At 64.9% G+C, this 15,940-nt stretch carries 15 protein-coding genes; 7 read left to right on the top strand and 8 right to left on the bottom strand.

Annotation, left to right across the window (positions count from 1 at the left end; all coding sequences use genetic code 11):
* Window positions 1-72: 72 nt before the first annotated feature.
* From ACZI8Q_RS20430 to ACZI8Q_RS20420, 3 genes are all read right to left on the bottom strand, one after another.
* Window positions 73-441 (bottom strand): hypothetical protein, encoded by a 369-nt coding sequence (locus ACZI8Q_RS20430; RefSeq protein WP_463375408.1) that lies wholly within the window; start codon window positions 439-441, stop codon window positions 73-75.
* Between the two features lie 148 nt (window positions 442-589).
* Window positions 590-1,144 carry a YceI family protein gene (locus tag ACZI8Q_RS20425; RefSeq protein WP_463375407.1) on the bottom strand — a complete coding sequence of 185 codons (555 nt, stop codon included), beginning with the start codon at window positions 1,142-1,144 and terminating at the stop codon, window positions 590-592.
* Window positions 1,145-1,185: 41 nt separating this feature from the next.
* Window positions 1,186-1,461, bottom strand: a complete 276-nt coding sequence (locus ACZI8Q_RS20420) for an LmrA/YxaF family transcription factor (protein ID WP_463375406.1) — start codon at window positions 1,459-1,461, stop codon at window positions 1,186-1,188.
* Here ACZI8Q_RS20420 and ACZI8Q_RS20415 point away from each other — a divergent pair, their 5' ends adjacent.
* Window positions 1,462-1,596: a hypothetical protein gene (locus tag ACZI8Q_RS20415; protein ID WP_463375405.1), complete on the top strand. Its 135-nt coding sequence runs from the start codon at window positions 1,462-1,464 to the stop codon at window positions 1,594-1,596.
* A 163-nt stretch (window positions 1,597-1,759) separates the two neighbouring features.
* On the opposite strand, the gene ACZI8Q_RS20410 is transcribed toward ACZI8Q_RS20415, so the two are convergent.
* Together ACZI8Q_RS20410 and ACZI8Q_RS20405 are read right to left on the bottom strand one after the other, a co-directional pair.
* The gene (locus ACZI8Q_RS20410) at window positions 1,760-2,893 is read right to left on the bottom strand and encodes a lysylphosphatidylglycerol synthase transmembrane domain-containing protein (protein ID WP_463375404.1); all 1,134 of its coding nucleotides are present in this window, start codon (window positions 2,891-2,893) and stop codon (window positions 1,760-1,762) included.
* A gap of 29 nt (window positions 2,894-2,922) precedes the next feature.
* Window positions 2,923-4,380, bottom strand: a complete 1,458-nt coding sequence (locus ACZI8Q_RS20405) for an adenylate/guanylate cyclase domain-containing protein (protein WP_463375409.1) — start codon at window positions 4,378-4,380, stop codon at window positions 2,923-2,925.
* A 165-nt stretch (window positions 4,381-4,545) separates the two neighbouring features.
* On the opposite strand from ACZI8Q_RS20405, the gene ACZI8Q_RS20400 reads away from it, so the two are divergent.
* Window positions 4,546-5,730, top strand: a complete 1,185-nt coding sequence (locus ACZI8Q_RS20400) for an AI-2E family transporter (protein ID WP_463375403.1) — start codon at window positions 4,546-4,548, stop codon at window positions 5,728-5,730.
* A gap of 70 nt (window positions 5,731-5,800) precedes the next feature.
* Window positions 5,801-6,454, top strand: coding sequence for a DUF1707 SHOCT-like domain-containing protein (locus ACZI8Q_RS20395; RefSeq protein WP_463375402.1), 654 nt, complete (start codon window positions 5,801-5,803; stop codon window positions 6,452-6,454).
* 78 nt (window positions 6,455-6,532) lie between these two features.
* Here ACZI8Q_RS20395 and ACZI8Q_RS20390 read toward each other — a convergent pair whose 3' ends face one another.
* From ACZI8Q_RS20390 to trmB, 3 genes are read right to left on the bottom strand one after another with little or no spacing between them, the layout of a single operon-like run.
* Complete coding sequence (locus tag ACZI8Q_RS20390; RefSeq protein ID WP_463375401.1) at window positions 6,533-9,421, bottom strand: MMPL family transporter; 2,889 nt, start codon at window positions 9,419-9,421, stop codon at window positions 6,533-6,535.
* Window positions 9,422-9,431: 10 nt separating this feature from the next.
* Complete coding sequence (locus ACZI8Q_RS20385) at window positions 9,432-10,163, bottom strand: NYN domain-containing protein (RefSeq protein WP_463375400.1); 732 nt, start codon at window positions 10,161-10,163, stop codon at window positions 9,432-9,434.
* Window positions 10,160-10,918: a tRNA (guanosine(46)-N7)-methyltransferase TrmB gene (gene trmB / locus ACZI8Q_RS20380; protein ID WP_463375399.1), complete on the bottom strand. Its 759-nt coding sequence runs from the start codon at window positions 10,916-10,918 to the stop codon at window positions 10,160-10,162. The genes ACZI8Q_RS20385 and trmB overlap by 4 nt, the downstream gene beginning before the upstream one ends.
* Before the next feature lie 164 nt (window positions 10,919-11,082).
* Between trmB and ACZI8Q_RS20375 the strand changes: the two genes are divergently transcribed.
* The 4 genes from ACZI8Q_RS20375 (at window position 11,083) to ACZI8Q_RS20360 (ending at window position 15,866) form a co-directional block, all read left to right on the top strand.
* Window positions 11,083-11,949, top strand: a complete 867-nt coding sequence (locus ACZI8Q_RS20375) for a hypothetical protein (protein WP_463375398.1) — start codon at window positions 11,083-11,085, stop codon at window positions 11,947-11,949.
* A complete protein-coding gene (locus tag ACZI8Q_RS20370; protein ID WP_463375397.1) occupies window positions 11,949-13,415 on the top strand; it encodes a hypothetical protein in 1,467 nt (488 codons plus the stop codon). Before ACZI8Q_RS20375 ends, ACZI8Q_RS20370 begins: the two co-directional genes overlap by 1 nt.
* A gap of 104 nt (window positions 13,416-13,519) precedes the next feature.
* A complete protein-coding gene (locus ACZI8Q_RS20365; RefSeq protein WP_463375396.1) occupies window positions 13,520-13,831 on the top strand; it encodes a DUF6802 family protein in 312 nt (103 codons plus the stop codon).
* A gap of 202 nt (window positions 13,832-14,033) precedes the next feature.
* A complete protein-coding gene (locus tag ACZI8Q_RS20360) occupies window positions 14,034-15,866 on the top strand; it encodes a phosphoenolpyruvate carboxykinase (GTP) (protein WP_463375395.1) in 1,833 nt (610 codons plus the stop codon).
* The last annotated feature ends 74 nt before the right edge of the window (window positions 15,867-15,940 follow it).

The raw sequence follows: 15,940 nt of genomic DNA, 5'->3' as shown, positions 1-15,940 counted from the left end.
CGAATCCGATGTTCGGGTACGCCGCGCTGGGCAGCGGGATTCCATTGGTTATGTAGTGGATGGGCAGTGTCATCAGAGGTCCAGACTCGCGCCCGGCGGGCGTTCGGGACTCGTTCCAGGGTCAGGCTCAGGCGCCGAAGGCAGCGCCCCACCGATGGTGTCGAGCGCCCCGGCGTTGATCCGCTCCTGCTCGGCGTACAACTTGTGCGTCAGTTCGAGACCCTCGACCATCTTGCTCGTCGACTCCGCGATCTGCTCGATGCCGTATTTCCATCGGTTCCGGAAGTTGTCCGCGGCCCTGTCGAGACCGCTCGATCCGAGGTTCCCCGCATCGGCATCGGCCAGCTTCTGGTTGGCGGACGTCATGTCCTCCGCTGCGGTATCGAGTGTGTGGATCAGGCCACTGAACGCATCGATATCCAGGTACAGCTCCCCCGTCACAGGTCTCCCCCCACGGTTGTGAATGATCGAAGCCATTCTACAAAGACGGCTCCCGCGGCAGGCTTGGGGTGCCTTGGCATGGGAGTGGACACGAAAAACGCACGGCCACCGGGTAAGTGACCGTGCGTTCGTGGGACGAGGGTGCTGCTTATGCCTGCAGGCCGGCCTCGATTTCGAGGGTGATGGTGATCTTGTCGCCCACCACGGCTCCGCCGCCCTCGAGTGGCAGCTCGATGCTGATGCCGAAATCTTTGCGGTTCAGGACGGTGGTGGCTTCGAAGCCGGCGACCGGGCCGTTGCCCATGCCGGGGTTGACGCCGTTGAACTCGAGGTTCAACTCGACCGGGCGGGTGACGCCGTGCAGGGTGAACTCGCCGTCGACCACGTAGTCGTCGCCCTTGGCCCGTACGCCGGTGGACTTGAACGTGGCGGTCGGGAACTTCTCGGCATCGAAGAAGTCGGCCGACTTGATGTGGGCGTCGCGATCGGCGTTGTTGGTGTCGATGGAATCGACCTTGATATCGGCCTCGACGGACGCGGAGCCGTCCTCGGCGACAGTGATGGCCCCGGAGAAGTCGTTGAAGGTGCCGCGAACCTTGCTGACCATCAGGTGGCGCACGGAGAAGGCCACCGTGGAGTGGGTCTGGTCGATGGCCCAGGTTCCGGCGGTCAGGTTGGGCAGGGTGGCGATGGCGGTGGTCATCCGAATCTCCTAATTAGTTGAAGCTTCAAGTTCTTCTGGTTTCAACTATGGACCCGCCGAAACGCTTCCGCAACCCGGAGGTGATGTAGATCACACTTTATGAGCGGCTGGGCGAGTGATTGCGCCGACTCGCGCGCAGCATCCAGTCGTTCCGTGGTGTGCATGGCTCTGGACAGCACGAATGCGCCTTCGAGGCTGGTGATCAATCCGATCGCGAGTCGACGTGCATCGGCCTTGCTCAACCCCTTCGTCTGCATGTTTTCAGTGCCGCGAGTGATCCAATCGGTGAATGCGTCGAGAACACCAGGTCGGTGCACATGACTTCCGACGACCGGATCATCTCGTCGCCCAATTCCCGCTTTCCCCCGGGGGAAGAAGTGGTACGAGGACACAGCGGAAACGGCCCCATGCTGGTGTTCATGCACGGTGTCACCGTCGACCACACGGTGTGACCGACCCGCCATAACCGGTAAGAAGACTCGCCGCGACCTGCGGAAGTACGGCGCCGGAAGCTCTAGCCGAACGGCCATCTCACCGAAGTCGGGACAGTTGCCCGCTCACGCCGGAAGACCGCCCGGATGTGATCGTGGCAGCGATCAGAGAACTCGCCGTCGTCTAATGCCCGGATTCGGGTTCCGGCTCGCGTCCCGGATGCGTCTGATCCTGCGTTGAGGAGTCACGACGACGCTGGTCGTAGTCACGTTCCAACTCTGGATTCTCGTGCTGGTTGTTGCGGAACAAGACCAGGAAGGTCGCCCACCCGACCAGCGCCACCAGGACGTAGCTGACCATGCGGTAGACGAACACGGCGGCGAGGGCCTGTGGTGCGGTGGTACCGGCCGCGGTGAGTGTGGCGATGAGCGTGCCGTCGACGAACCCGAGGCCGCCAGGGGCGAGGGGGATGCTGGCGACGGCTTTTGCCGCCGCAAATGCAATCAGCAGACCGGGTAGTGACGGTTCGGCGCCGATCGCCCAGCACGCCAAACCGAGACAGGCCATATCGGAGAGGCGGTGCACACCCGACCACCCGAACGTGGCGAGCAGGTCGGTTCGCTTCAATTCGACCGAATCGAGCTGCGCAAGGATTATCTGCCACCGGTGCACGCCGGTGTCGAGCGGTTTCTTGCGGAAACGGTTGAACCGAACGAGCACCCAACGGCCGATCTGTTCGATCGAGTCGGGATTTCGCGCGATATGGCGGAGCAGGTAGAACAGGGCCGCAGCACCGATGAGTGACAAGACGAGCGTGACAGGGCTGACACTCGTGCCCACGGCGAAAGCCCCGGTCACAGCGATCAGTGCGAGGCTCAGCGCGGCGATCACCCCGGATATCGCGAGCTGCCACGATGCGACAACAGGAGTGGCGCCCCACCTGCGGGTCTGCTTGTACGTGAACGCGGTGGAGAAGACTTGACCCGCCGGCAAGGTGACCGACATGGCGGTACTCGCGTAGATCACCGACACCGACTTGGCCTGACTGACGATCACGTTCCCAGCGCTGAGAAGTCGCTGCTGGACGGCACCGAAACCACTCAACGACACCGCCTGAGCAGCGATGCACAGGGACACCCAACCCCAATGGATCTCGGTCAATGCCTGCCAGGACTCGTTGAGGGTCGGCCACAGGTAGATGCCCTCGACCGTCAGGAGTGCGACCAGGCAGAGCCCGAGCACCCACTTGACCCACCAGAATCTGCTTCGTGACCGACTGGCGTCGGTTGATTCTGAGGTGGAGCGAGGCGAAGCCACCACGTCAGACTAACGAACGACCTCGACGATCACTCCGGATACCGCTCCGGCCACGCCAGGTGGGTTTTGCGTCGCCGGCCGCGTAGCTGCACCTGCTCGCCCAGAACCCATTCGTTCTGCTCGTCTTCGGTTGCGAAGTAGAGTGCGCTGGTCGAGGCGAGAACACGGCTCGGTTCGAGCTTCGCCAACTCGGTCAGCCGGGATGCTTCGTTCACCGGATCGCCGATCACGGTGTACTCGAACCGCTCCGACGCGCCGATGTTGCCGGCCACGGCCAGCCCGGCGGAGACCCCGATCCCGATGTCGAGTCCGGTGATCTCGTCAAGGGCGAATCGTAGTTCCCGGGCCGCGGCGAGGGCCGCGGTCGGTGCGTCCGGACGGTCCAGCGGTGCGCCGAAAATGGCGAGGGCAGCGTCGCCCATGAACTTGTTGACGAACCCGTTGTGCCTGTCGACGACGTCGACGACGACGTCGAAGAACTCGTTGAGCAGGGTTACGACCTCCCCGGGCGGCCGCTCTGCGGCTGTACCGGTCGACCCGACCATGTCGACGAACAGAACGGCGACATATCTGGTCTCGCCACCCAACTCGGTTCCGAACTGCAGTGCTCGACGGGCCACGTCCTCGCCGACGTGCTGACCGAACAGTTCACGCAGCAGGCGCCGTTCGTCCGCCTCGCTCATCATGCGGTTGAACCCCACCTGCAGGCGGCCGATCTCGGAACCGTCGAAGACCTCGACGCGAACGTCCGTGGCGCCGCGCTGCACACGCTCGATTGCCCGTCGCAATTGTTTGACGGGGTCCGAAATCTGGCTCGCGGTCAACATCGACAGCGCGAACGCCTGCCCGATCGCGACGATGGCGATGAGGATGATGGCCCAGGCGAGTGCGTCCGGCGAGAACACCAGGTCGGTCGTGAGCTGGGTGACGCACAACAAGATGATGCCTATCACGGGCATCAGGGTTCCGAGCCCCCAAGTCAAGGCCATCCGGGTTCCGACACCGGGGGTCATCGTGCGGTCGAAGTGCCCCTCACTCAGCGCCCGGGCGGCGAGGGGACGCAGGATCCGCTCACCGAGCATGTACGTGATCCCGAACGTAGTGGTGGCGGCCATGCACACGGTGACGATGACCGCGACCGACAACTCCGGCATCTCGGCGACGGTAAGGATCACGAAGAGGACGCCACCGAGAATCCACAGCACCAGGTGCACGATCGCCTGCCGCAGGGGTGCGTGCAGTGCCGACATCTGTTCGCTCCGCGTGGGAGGGCCGCCGCGCAACTGCCACCGAACGACCGAGCGCAACATCACCGCGGCCGCGGCGAGGCTGATCACGGTGGCGAAGGACAGGTAGCCGCCGAAGATGACCGCGTTGCGGAACCGGTCGGCGATGATGCTCGCCGACTCGGGGATCGGAACCCCGTATCGGATGAAGGCGAATACCAGTACAGCACCGAAAGCGTTCGCCACGAGCATGGAGAGCATATAGAGGGGCCATCGACTGCGGATGGTCACCGCGATCGCTCTATATGATCTGCGCACGACGTTCAATGTAACGGCATGCACAGACGGGACGGGTGTCGCCGTCCCCCATCTGGTGTTTTGCGGGCGAACGCTTCGGTGAACGCCGAATCTGGATACGCTCGGCGAGTGAGCGAGACCGAGCGCCGCGATTACGCCGCCGCCGTCCACCCTGCCGTGCGCGTGACTGCCGAGTGGACGTGGCGGTTGCTGCTGATCCTCGTGGGACTACTGACACTCGGCTACGTGGTGGCCGAACTGGACACCGTCGTGATTCCCGTGGCGATCGCGTTGCTCTCTTCCGCGCTGCTCGTGCCGTTCGTCAACTGGCTCGATCTGCGCGGGGTGCCGCGCTCGGTGGCGGTGATCGTCGTGCTGCTGGCGGCCGTGGGTCTTCTTGCCGCGATCATGACGTTCGTCATCGAGCAGTTCGTGCGGGGCTTTCCTGGTCTGGCCGATCAGTTCTCGACGAGCGTGACCCAGATACAGGAATGGCTCATCGACGGGCCGTTCCACATCAGTGAGGACCAGATCCGGCAAGCCGGCGACTCCGTGGTCCACGCGGTGCAATCCAACCGAGACGTTCTCACCAGCGGCGCCCTGACGACGGCAACGATGATCGCGGAGATCTTCGCCGGGGCGTTCCTCACCCTGTTCACCCTCATCTTCTTCCTCTACGGGGGACGCGAAATCTGGCACTTCGTAACCCGGCTGGTGCCGACGGCTTCGCGGGTGCGAGTGCGGCTGGCGGGGGAGCAGGGGTTCCATTCACTCGTCGGCTACATGCGCGCCACCGTGGCGGTGGCGGCGGCGGACGCCGTGGGTATCGGTGCGGGACTGGCCATTCTGGGAGTTCCGTTGGCGTTGCCGCTGGCGTCGTTGGTGTTCGTGGGCGCGTTCATCCCGATCGTGGGCGCTTTCGTCGCCGGGTTTCTGGCCGTTTTGGTGGCGTGGGTGACCAAAGGATTTCTCACCGCACTGATCGTGCTGGCCATCATCGTGGCGATAATGCAACTCGAGGGGCACGTGCTGCAGCCACTGTTGTTGGGGCGCGCAGTGCGACTGCACCCGTTGGCCGTGGTCCTCGCCATCACCACGGGCATTGTGCTGGCCGGCATCATCGGTGGTCTCGTCGCAGTACCGATCGTGGCCGTCCTGAACACGGCGGTGCGGTCCCTGATGGCAGAGAATGCCGATGCGGCGCTCGAGAACGTCGAGGAGGAGGACTCGGCGGCACCCGCGTATCCGGCGACACCCGACGACCCGGAGGACGACCTGAGTCTCGGCCGCGATTCCCGACCACCGTCTCCGTGACAATGGAGGGTCGGCCGGACGCAATGGATCTCCGTAGGCGCCACGCTCCCCAGCGCCTATCCTGGTGCGCATGGAGGCCAGGGACTTACGCGTATCCGATGCCGAGCGGGAACACGTCGGCGAAATTCTGCAACGGGCAGTCGGCCAGGGGATGTTGTCGTTGGGTGAGTTCACCGAACGCATGGACACGGTGTTGGCATCGAAGACTCGGGGCGACCTCAACGCGGTGCTCGTCGATCTGCCGGGTGCCACCATCGACGCCGACACGGTGCGGCAGTTGGACCCGTCGCAGCAGCCACCGCCCCAGCACCCGGTCCCGCAGCCGTCTCGCCATCAATTGTCACACGGTGGCGGGTCCCCGAATGTGATCCGTGGTCGCATGTCGGGGGTGACCCGATCCGGGGCCTGGCAGGTGCCGCCCGTGCTCGACGTGAACACTCGCATGTGCTCGGTGACTCTCGACTTCACGAAGGCGATCATGTCCACGCAGGTCGTCCACATCGACGTCGACGATTACGCCAGTTCCATTTCGTTGGTGATCCCAGCAGAGGCCACAGTCGACCTGAACGGCGTCGAGACGGTCGGCTCCACCGCCACCAATCGAGCGAAGTCCGGACCACCGTACGGGCCGTTGCACCTGGTGGTTCGCGGCAAGCTGCGGTTCGGCAACATCACCGCCAAGTACCCCTTCGGCACGGCGATCCGGAGAATGCTCGGAACCTGATCCGCGACACGCAGGCCGGTGTCAAGGCCATCGACGAGACATCGATCGAACCGCAGCCCCTCGCGGAACGGGAGGCGGTCAGGGGCGCTTCTGGCGGGCGAGTAGCTCGCTGACACTCACCGCGTTCTCGTTGCCGCTGTGCCGTCCGCTGTCGCCCTCCGCAGAACCGTTGTCCTGCGAACCGTTCGGCGGGCTGTCATCGGTAGCGCGGCCGTTCGAGTAGTTGCCACCGTTGGTGTACCCGGGTTCGGCCTCCGGGGTCTCGATCAGATGGCGGCGACGGGTCGGCATCACCGGTATCGGCCGAGCGGTCGGGGCCTGGGGCACCTCCTGCGTGTAAGGGGCAGGCACGGGCTGACGTGACCGGGTCGGCAGTGCAGGTGCATCCGGCGTCGGTGGCGCCGAACGCCGCGGTTCGGAAACTGATGTCGAACGCAGATCGGCCAACCAACTCTCGATGGGCCGCGACTCGGTGGCCGGACCACTGGACGGCCGTGGCGCCGGCGGCTGATTCTGCATACCTGACGTGTTCGGATCGGACGGTGTGGCCGGCCGCGGTTGAGGTACCGCGGGCGCCTGGTCCTCGGCATCGTGCGGAGCGCGGGCGGGGCGACCGGTCGCGGAACGGCGCGCTTCTTGCTCGGCTCGCCGTTGCTTCCGCTGCTGCGCGGACTGCTTCATGGACGCGGTCACAATCGGGATCGGCTGGGTGAGCGGCTCGTTCTCCAGCGGAACGTAGTCGCCGTGGCCGGCCGACCGGGGGCCGGCGCCGACCGGGGTCAGCTCGGGTACATCGTCGGGCATCAGCTCGTTGTCCAAGATCGGTTCACCCAGGCCGACCTTCTCCTGAATGCGCTTCATCCAGGCGGGCGCCCACCAGCAGTCGTCGCCGAGCAACTTCATGACCGCTGGGACGAGGAACATGCGGATGAGCGTCGCGTCGATGATGAGCGCTGCGATCATGCCGTAGGCGATGTACTTCATCAACACAAGTTCGGAGAAGCCGAACGCACCGGTCACCACGATGAGAATGAGCGCGGCCGCAGTGATGATGCGGCCGGTGTGCGCAGTGCCGACGCGAATCGACTCGGTGGTGCTCGCACCCTGAGCACGAGCTTCCACCATGCGCGAGAGCAGGAACACCTCGTAGTCGGTGGAGAGGCCGTAGACGATCGCGATGATCAGCACCAAGATCGGAGAAAAGATCGGCCCCGGCGTGAAGTTGAGCAGGCTGGCACCGTTGCCGTCGATGAAGATCCACGTCAGGATGCCCAGTGTCGAGCCGAGGCCCAGGGCACTCATCAAGGCAGCCTTGATCGGCAGCACCAGTGAACCGAACGTCAGGAACATCAGCAGGGTGGTGACCGCGAGGACGAGGATCACCATCAGCGGCAGCATCTCGAGCAGCGCCTGGATGCTGTCGTATTCGAGGGCGGGGGTACCGGCGACCATGACTTCCACGTTGTCCGGCGTATCCATGGACCGCAGGTACTCGATGGCGGCGGCGGCGTCGGTGCGGTCCTCGAGTCCCGTCTGCAGGACGACCACGCCGTCCTTGGTCGCACCGGCCGGCGAGAAGCGGCCGATCAGGCCGGGGGCCTCGCTGGCCTCCCTGATGATCGGGCCGACCGCCTGGTTGACGTCGGCGGTGTCGCCCGTGACGACCAGTTTGACCGGATCGGTCCGGTTCTCGGGGAACAGTTCGTCGAATGTTTCCTGAGCCACACGGGTTTCGTTGTCCGGCTGGAGATATGTCTCGGTCATACCGCCGAACTTGATCCCGGTGAGGGGGATGATGAGCAGCAGCAGCCCGGTCACGATCGGGATGGTGACCTTGAGCGGATTCTGCATCACCCAGCGGGTGAGCCGGCCCCAGATGCTGTTTTCGATCTCCTCGGCGTTCTTGGTCTGTCGGAACCGTTTCCAGCTGAGCATGTCGACACGTTTGCCGAGGATGCCCAGCATCGCGGGCAGAATCGTGAGGGAGCTGAGGGCCGCCAGCATCACGGTCGCGATGGCGCCGTAGGCGACCGATTTGAGGAAGCCGTGCGGGAAGATCAGCAGGCCACCCAGGCTGGCCGCGATCATCGTCGCGGAGAACACCACGGTGCGTCCGGCCGTCATGACGGTTCGGCGTACCGCCGCACTGGTCGAGTACCCCTCCGCGAGTTCTTCACGGAATCGGCTGACGATGAACAGCCCGTAGTCGATGGCCAGGCCCAGCCCGACCAACGACACCACCGACACCACGAAGGCGTTGACGTCGGTGAAATTGGTGATGACACGGACGACGCCGTTGGCGGCGATCACCGTGAGGCCGCCGATGATCAGGGGCAGCGCAGCCGCCACTACGCCGCCGAACACGAAGAACAGCAGCACGCCGACCGCGGGAATGGCCAGGATTTCCATGCGATGGATGTCTTGGGCCATCGTGTCGTTCAGGGCGCCGGCCACTGGCTGCAATCCGGCCAACTGCACATCGACACCGTCGATGTAGAACGCGTCCTTCACCTCACGGAAGTTGTTGGCGATTTCCGTGTCGTTGGCCCCGGCGATGCCGATACTGGCGAACGCATGCTTCTTCGTCTCGTCCGCCAGCATGGGCTGTCCGGCGCCGAGGACGCCGTCGACCTCGAAGTAACTCGCGTTGACCGCGAGGATTTGTTCCTCGTCCTGCAGGGCATTGAGATTTGCGGTGATCTTCGCCGCGAACTCGGGATCGTCCACAGTCTTGCCGTCGGGTGCCGTGTACAGCGCCACGACGTCGGCCAGCGTGTCACGCCCGAAGGTCTCGTCCGCCAGGATGGAGGCGGCCACCGACTCCGAACCGGGGTCGAACCAGCCGCCTTGGCTCAGGTCCTTCTCGAGGCCCAAGCCGTACGCGGCAAGGCCGAGCATGCCCGCCACCATGGCAGCGATGACGGTGAAGCGGGCTCGGTAGACAATGCTTCCCCAGCTGGCGAACACTGATCAACTCCTACTCGGCGGCACTTTTCCGCCCGACGAGCAGGGCGGAAAGCGGTCGGAACGGCTGCAACCAGGCACCTTCGTCGGGCAGTGTTTCCAGGCTGACCCGCGGCAACGGCTCCCGGAACACGCCTGCAATGTCTTCGAGGTCGACGAACTCGAGAACCTCGGACGCCACCGCCCAGCTCGCGTGCTCGCGGAATCCGAGTACCTGTACCGGGATGCCGGCTGCTGCGATGTCCTCCAACGGTTCACGGAACGCTTGACCGTCGGCGGAGGCGACCATGACGCCGGCCAACCCCTCGCCGCGACGCAGGGCGATGTGCTCGAGCATGTCGGAATCGACATCGCTGTCCTCATCGACCTTCGGCTTGGCGAACACCGCGAAGCCCACGTTACGCAAGGCTTCGACCCAGGGTCGGACAACATCGGCACTACCTGCGGCGATGTTGGTGAAAACGGTGGCCTCGGGCTCCAATGTGGTGCCTTCGGACGCCGCCGACAGGGTCGCCGTGCGCGCAAGGAGCCACCGCCCGAGTGCGTCGAACCGGGGTCGGTACGCCGCGGTCGGACGGCCGCCGAGGATTGCGCCGAGACCCATGTCGAGATTGGGGGCGTCCCAGACGAGAAGAACCTTCTTGGGCGCGCGGATATCGCGATCCGTGCCGATCACTCCGGTGGTGGCGGAGGGCGTGGCGGAGGGCACTGCACTCACGTCGGAGAACTGCTCGCTGACACTCATGATCTGATCTTCCCCCAAATGAGCTCCGTGATAGGCCTTCCGACCTGATGTGCCTTGTCCTCGAACTTGGTGACCGGGCGTTCGTGGGTCATCGGGGACTCCCAATCGAGTGAGGTCAGGAGGGGTTCGGCGTTGCCGGCTTCGGCGATTGCCTCGGCGTATTCCGCATGATCGGTTGCCACGTGCAGCACCCCGCCGGGCTTCAATCTGTTCGCGATCAGGGCGAACGTCGGTGCCTGCAGGAGCCTGCGCTTGTGGTGACGAGCCTTCGGCCACGGGTCCGGAAAGAACACCCGCACGCCGGTCAGGGACTCCGGGCCGATCATATTTTCGAGCACGTCCATCGCGTCGCCGCGCAGAACCCGGATGTTCGGAATCGATTCGCGTTCGACTTGTGCAAGAAGTTGTGCCAGGCCGGGGCGGTAGACCTCGACAGCAAGAAGGTTGTTTTCCGGCTCGGCCTTCGCCATCGCCGCTGTCGCGGTGCCGGTACCGGAGCCGATCTCGACGATGAGCGGGGCTTGCCGCCCGAACCACTCGGTCGCTCGAAGGGGATTGTCGGACACCTCTGCGCCGATCAGAGGCCACTGACGGTCCCAAGCGGCCTGCTGAGCGTCGGTGAGCGACCCTCTGCGGGAGCGGAAGCTCGTGACACGGGGGTACAGCCGAGAGCCCCTCGGCTGCTTCTTCTGCCCGCCCTCGGGTGCCGCGGGTGCGTCCTGATCGGAGTGGTTCACCGGACCATTGTCACGCATGATTCAGGTTCACGGCATACGTGTCTGAAGTTCAGGTTGAGACTTTGGTGTGAATTCCCAGTTCGACCAGTGAAGGTCGAAGGGCAAGTGATCGTCGTGATCTGACAGAATCTCCCCCGAAGCGCGGTGGGCGCGCGCATAGGCGGACACACGAGGAACGGCCAATGGCGAACGGGAGTCACGCGGGAAACGACGCTGTGACCACCGAGTGGAGTGAGCTCGCCGCTCGTGTGGCCCCGCTCGACAGCGATGCCGCGCGGGCCGTGGGCGTTGCCGTCGACGCATTCACGACGCCGGTTCGGGTGCAGATCGCCGGACGCGGCAGTGTGGGCAGGACCACAGTTGCGGCTGTGTTGAGACAACGAGCACCCCTTGTGGATTTCGTCGAGTCGCCGGCGTTCGACCGCCCCGGAACGGACGATCCCGTACTCGACGCAGAAGTGGTCGTCTACGTGCTGGTCGACCCGGTCCGGTCCGCGGACCGTCGTGCCCTGGCGGGCGTCGAAGGCAGCAGAACCGGGTCCGTTGTCGTCGTGCTGAACAAAGCGGACGCCATCGGTGCCGACGACGCAGCCGTGGATGCGCGGGTCGCCGACTGTGCACGAGAGTGCGGTGAGACGGTTCACCCACTCGTCGCGACGACCGGCATCGGTATCGAACCGATCGCGACGGCCATCGACGAAGGTGTCCGGCGAGCTCGGGTGACACGTGGTGCCACACTGATCCGCGAACTGCGCAGACAGGCAGCCCGAAGCCTGCCTGCCCGTGACGTGATCGAGCGTTACGTCGCGAGTGATGCGGCCGTCGCGCTCGAGGCCGCGGCCGCCCGGGCCGAACTTCCCGAACTTCTCGTGCAGGAACCAGGCGAGGTCCGTACCGCCGACGACGCGCTTCGCAACGCGCAGTGGTGGAAGAACCAGGCGCGGCATGGCCTGCCGGGCGGCCGTAGGCATGCCGCGCTGACAGTCCACCGCGACTACGTCCGTCAGTGGGTACGGCTGTCCGGTGCAGCGCCACCGCACGAGACGTGATGGACGTCCAACCCCGCACCGGAGACGTCGACGAACAGGCGACTGCAGTGATCGCGCGGTGGAATCCCGCCGGAGCGAGGTCTTTGGCACGCGATCCCGACGAGCAGCAGTCCGAACCCGTACACGTCGTAGGTCCGCCGCGTTCCGGGAAGACGGCCTTGATCGAGACCCTGCGCGATCGGGCAACAGTCGGCACGATCGAGTTCGCGGAAGGTCCGCCGGGGCGGGCGCAAGCTCCTGTCGTCGTGCTCGTGGTGGTCGATGCGGCGGCTGCCATGGGCCGCGAGGAACTGGAACTGCTCGAGCAGGTGGGGCACCAGGCTGCACGCGTGGTGTTCGCGCTGACCAAGACCGACGTTCACCATGATTGGTCTGCGGTACTGGGCCGAAACCGCCGTGTGCTGACCGATCACGCCCCGGCCTACGCGCAAGTCCCGATTCATCCGGTGTCGGTCACGGGGGAGTCGGACGTCGAGAAACTGCTCGCCGTGCTCGTTGCGGAAGCTGGGCAGGTGGCCGGAAACAGCGTCGACGTCGTCGAGCAGACCCGGCAGATGATCGTCACGACAGCCGAGTCCATGCGCGCGAACGATCCGACAGCCCTGCTGCGAACGGAGCGGACCGAACTACTGACTCAGCGGGACGGGCGCCGAGCCGAGCGTGTCGCGAGGTTGCGCAGTGAGGGGCAGTTGGCGAAGGTCGAACTCCTCCACGAGGTGGCTTCGTGGAGTCGAGCAGCCGGGGCGGCCGCACGAGCCGAGATCGCGCAAGCCGACCGTAAGGATCTCGCTGCCTATCCTGAGCGACTGGCCGACACGGTGGTAAATGCCGGCCGGGAAATCGGTGACATCACCGAGGCGAGGCTGACGGATATGAACTCCCGTCTGGGTGTCGAGCCGACGGTCCGTCCATCTGGCGGTCGGCCGTATCCCGCCGTGGAGATGCCCGACGATCCGGAACCGCGTCATCGCGGGCTGGAAGACCGGATGACGATTCTCATCGGCGCCTCGGCTGGGCTCGGTCTGGGACGGTTGGTCGTTTCCCCGCTCACGATGGTCCCGGCCCTCGACATCGCCACCATCCCGGTCACCCTGCTGCTCGGCGCGCTGGCGGCGTGGTGGCTCACGCGTGCCCGCGCCCACGTGGCCGAACGTGCTCACCTGCGTCAATGGGCAGCCGACGCGTTGGTGCACGTGCGCGCCCAGCTCGAACAGTTCGTGATGGCCCAGCTGGTGGACGCAGAGTCGAAAGCCGGTGAACTGATCCTGGGGCAGAGTCGGGCACATGCGCTCGACGTCGACGGGCGGGTGGCGGCCATCGACGCAGAGATTCGCCGGACGAGTCGTAGGCGATCGGGGCAGTTGGCGGCCTGCGACCGAGATCTCGCTGCTCTCGGCGGTGCTGTTGGGCATACTGAAGCCGCCTCCCCGGAACCGAATGGAAGTCCGCTGCGTCTGATCACGTGAGTGCGGCATTCGTCCGAAGGATCGGCCTTTTGTTCGACGGATCGGCAATGCTGGGGAAGTCCGAGTAAGCGAAGTGTCCCACTACCCGAAGGCGAGGGAATGGCATGGCAAACGCCGACAGCTTCATGGTGAGTGACCTCCCCGATGTCGATCCGCACCAGTTCGGACCGGACTCCGAAGCCGTGACGCTGGCGGACCCCACGCACGACATCGACGGCGACGGCACGCTGGACACGCTCACCTTTCATGCGGATGATTCGCTGGTCGTGGCAACCGACCTGGACGGCGATCACCTTGCCGACAACGTCACGATGGTGCACGACGACGGCGAGTACGAGGCATGGGAGTTTCATCGTGGTGAGGACGGTGAACCGCGGTGGGAGCAAACCGACGCGGGCGCACTCGGGTCGGGCTGAACCTCGCAATTCGGCCCGTTTCGTAACAGATTCACCTAAAGTGTAACTGAATCGTTTATGTGACAGATCAGACGGCACCCAAGTGCCGATGTCTGGACTCGCGGCGTTAACCTCTAGACATAGGACACCCGGCGCCCGCGTTTCCATGTGACGTTTTCAGGTCACATGGACGATCGGTTCCGGCTCACCCCAGGAGAGTTTGATGACCTCAGCGACCATTCCCGGTCTGAACGGAACGGATGGCACACCGCCCACCGAGCACGCCGAGCTGCTCGCCTGGGTGAAGGAAGTTGCCGAGCTTACCGAGCCCGACCGCGTCGTATTCGCAGACGGCTCGGACGCCGAATGGGATCGACTCACCTCGCAACTCGTCGAGGCCGGCACGTTCACGAAGCTGAACGAAGACAAGAAGCCCAACTCGTTCGTCGGCAACTCCGATCCTTCGGACGTCGCCCGCGTCGAGTCGCGTACCTTCATCTGCTCCCGCGAGGAGAGCGACGCAGGCCCGACCAACAACTGGATGGACCCGGCGAAGATGCGGTCCCTCATGACGGAGCTGTACCGCGGCAGCATGCACGGCCGCACCATGTACGTGGTTCCGTTCTGCATGGGCCCGCTCGGTGCCGACGACCCGAAGCTCGGTGTGGAGATCACCGACTCGGAGTACGTCGTCGTGTCGATGCGCATCATGACCCGCATGGGTACCGCAGCCCTCGAGAAGATGGGCACGGACAAGCCGTTCGTGAAGGCCCTGCACTCCGTCGGCGCGCCCCTCGAAGAAGGCCAGGCGGACGTGCCGTGGCCGTGCAACGACACCAAATACATCACACACTTCCCCGAGGATCGTGAGATCTGGAGTTACGGCTCCGGGTACGGCGGAAACGCATTGCTCGGCAAGAAGTGCTACTCGCTGCGCATCGCGTCGGCCATGGCCCACGACGAGGGCTGGCTCGCCGAGCACATGCTGATCCTCAAGCTGATCTCCCCCGAGGGCAAGGCTCACTACATCGCGGCGGCGTTCCCGTCGGCGTGTGGCAAGACCAACCTCGCGATGCTTCAGCCCACCATCCCGGGCTGGCGCGCCGAGACCCTCGGTGACGACATCGCGTGGATGCGTTTCGGTGAGGACGGCCGCTTGTACGCCGTCAACCCGGAGTTCGGTTTCTTCGGCGTCGCACCCGGCACCAACTGGTCGTCGAACCCGAACGCCATGAAGACGATCGAGGCAGGCAACACCCTCTTCACCAACGTGGCGCTCACCGATGACGGTGACGTCTGGTGGGAGGGTCTCGAAGGCGAGCCCGATCACCTCACCGACTGGAAGGGACGCGATTGGGTCCTGCGTGAGTCGGAGGAGAAAGCGGCGCACCCGAACTCGCGCTACTGCACCCCGATGTCTCAGTGCCCCACCCTGGCTCCCGAGTGGGACGATCCGCAGGGTGTGCCGATCTCGGCGATCCTGTTCGGTGGACGCCGCAAGTCGACCGTCCCCCTGGTCGCCGAATCACTGAGCTGGCAGCACGGCGTGTTCATGGGTGCGACCATGAGCTCCGAGCAGACCGCCGCCGCAGAGGGCAAGGTGGGCTCCGTTCGCCGCGACCCGATGGCCATGATCCCCTTCATCGGCTACCACGTCGGCGACTACATCGAGCACTGGGGAAACATCGGCAAGAACGCCGACGCGCAGAAGCTCCCGAAGATCTTCTACGTCAACTGGTTCCGTCGCGGTGACGACGGCCGATTCCTGTGGCCTGGCTTCGGTGAGAACTCCCGCGTACTGGAGTGGATCGTGGGTCGCATCGACGGCAAGGCCGGCGCGGAAACGACCCCGGTCGGCAACGTTCCGACCGCGGCTCAGATCAACCTCGAAGGTCTCGACGTCGAGCCCGCGGACGTCGACGAGTCGCTGAAGGTCGATGTCGAGGAGTGGAAGCAGGAAATCCCGCTCATCGAGGAATGGTTCGAGTTCATCGGCGACAAGCTTCCGACCGGTGTGCGCGACGAGTTCGAGGCCCTGAAGCAGCGCCTCGGCTAGTCCCCCCCCTTTGTCGGGGGGGGTGAACACCCGCGGCCGCACACGCCCACCCGGGGGCGAACCGCCGAGGGGGG

The sequence above is a fragment of the Rhodococcus quanlei genome (genome assembly GCF_055231015.1).
Note: the sequence above shows the minus strand (reverse complement) of the source record. Positions and strands in the feature narration are given on the sequence as shown.